The sequence below is a fragment of the Campylobacter australis genome (assembly GCF_050586305.1).
Lineage (GTDB): Bacteria > Campylobacterota > Campylobacteria > Campylobacterales > Campylobacteraceae > Campylobacter_A.
In genome coordinates, this window is sequence record NZ_JAXUAA010000022.1 from 1 (window position 1) to 1,223 (window position 1,223).

Annotated in this window: 4 protein-coding genes; all 4 read right to left on the reverse strand. The window is 36.6% G+C overall.

The features are described 5' to 3' along the window. Positions 1 to 368, reverse strand: a 368-nt coding sequence (locus tag U5B17_RS09630) for a phage holin family protein (protein ID WP_430805134.1), incomplete at its 3' end; no start/stop codon positions are given. Further along, positions 358 to 633: a hypothetical protein gene (locus U5B17_RS09635; protein ID WP_430805135.1), complete on the reverse strand. Its 276-nt coding sequence runs from the start codon at positions 631 to 633 to the stop codon at positions 358 to 360. The genes U5B17_RS09630 and U5B17_RS09635, both read right to left, overlap by 11 nt. Beyond that, positions 626 to 1,009, reverse strand: coding sequence for a hypothetical protein (locus tag U5B17_RS09640; RefSeq protein WP_430805136.1), 384 nt, complete (start codon positions 1,007 to 1,009; stop codon positions 626 to 628). The genes U5B17_RS09635 and U5B17_RS09640 overlap by 8 nt, the downstream gene beginning before the upstream one ends. Further along, positions 999 to 1,223 (reverse strand): DUF1353 domain-containing protein (locus tag U5B17_RS09645; RefSeq protein WP_430805137.1); only part of this gene is annotated, 225 nt, incomplete at its 5' end. The genes U5B17_RS09645 and U5B17_RS09640, both read right to left, overlap by 11 nt.

Genomic DNA, 1,223 nt, shown 5'->3' on the forward strand with positions numbered 1-1,223 from the left:
TCCTTGTCTAAATCTAAATTTCTAACTCTAGGTGATATCTCATCACCCTCATCATATTCAAAGTTTTTAGTGTTGATTTTATCGTTAATAAACCTATCAACTATCTCATTAGCCCAGTTTGCGCCTCTCCATGCAAAAAATCCACCTATTGCTAGGCTTAATCTATCTGCTTGTGTAAAATACAGCGCGCACTCATAGGCGATCCAACACATAAAAACTGAGCTTAAGATACCAGTGATTGCATTAGCTATATTATGTGCTATGCTCTTTTTTGGATCAGACAGGTTTAAAAGCCCACCAAACACACCAACTACCATCACCCAAAAAAGTGGCTTATCCGCGCTCCAGTCAAGAAATTTATTTACCACCTACACATCCTTTTAAAAGCTCTTCAACCTGTATAAAATACTGTGCTAAATCGCGTGCAGTTTGTGGCTCATTGGGGTTAAATTTTGGCTTTGTTGGTAGGCTAACTTCACACTTAACAGGCACATAAACCTCTTTAAAACTTATACTCTCTTGCTTTTTTGCACAGCCACCTATTAAGATGAGAGCTAAAAATAGCAAAATTATAAAAACCATTTTGCGTATTGATTGTCTGGCGTGATAAAGTACTAAACGCTCCTTACTCATCTTTTTCCTCCTGATTTTGTAGTGTTTTAAATAAGTTTTCATAAAAATTTAGCCTTACTTCGCACGCATCATCACGCACTGGAACTTTGATATGTTTAAATTTTGTGATGACGCGCTCTTTGATCTTATCTTGTCTGCTTGCTAAAGTCTCATTATCAAGCATTAGCTGTTTTACCTTTTGGTTTTGCAAATCAACACGAGCTACACACTCGTTTAAATTTGCTTGGATTGCTAAATTTTCAAGGGTAGCAGCTTTTAGCTCAGCTTGCAGGCTATTTATTTTTGAGTTTTGATAAAATAGGATGGTTAAAGCTAAGCTTGCAATGGTAATTACTACTATAAGTTTGCTTTGTTTAAACCACATGTTATCCTCCATACCTTAGCTTATGCCATACCCTGCAAGCATAGTAAAATATGTTTGTTTTTAGGCGGTTACATCCAAGAGCACTCATCATCTCTTGCAAGATTTCATCTGCAAATTTAAACTTATCTCTTGCCTTTGGTTTAAAGCCTAGCTTGTAAATATTCTCTGCTTCATCACATAAATAATCATGCACCACTACCGCCGAGAGATACTCTGGGCTATTTGG

Coding starts and splice junctions, on each gene's coding strand:
- U5B17_RS09635 (WP_430805135.1), bottom strand. CDS start 633: ATGAGTAAGGAGCGTTTAGTACTTTATCACGCCAGACAATCAATACGC.
- U5B17_RS09640 (WP_430805136.1), bottom strand. CDS start 1,009: ATGGAGGATAACATGTGGTTTAAACAAAGCAAACTTATAGTAGTAATT.